1 protein-coding gene is annotated in these 230 nt (G+C 44.8%); it reads left to right on the plus strand.

The annotated features are described in order from the left end of the window. Positions 1-40: 40 nt before the first annotated feature. Positions 41-230: homocysteine biosynthesis protein (locus tag R0J92_RS27365; RefSeq protein ID WP_411053994.1), on the plus strand; the 190-nt coding region annotated here is incomplete at its 3' end.

The raw sequence follows: 230 nt of genomic DNA on the forward strand, positions 1-230 counted from the left end.
GTTTAATGGATTCGAGTTCAACTCACATTCAGGAATCACTATGCGGACGATCGCGCAAATTAATGACAAGATTCAAGCTCAAAAAGCTGTGGTGTGGACAGTGGAAGAGTTAAAAGCTCACGTGGCAGAAAAAGGGGTCAGCCAAGTGGCAAAAGAAGTGGATGTGGTGACAACAGGAACCTTTGAACCGATGGAATCTTCGGGAGCGATTATTAATCTCGGACATACAG

It is taken from the genome of Tritonibacter sp. SIMBA_163 (genome assembly GCF_046535935.1).
GTDB classification, from domain to species: Bacteria; Pseudomonadota; Alphaproteobacteria; order Rhodobacterales; family Rhodobacteraceae; genus Epibacterium; species Epibacterium scottomollicae.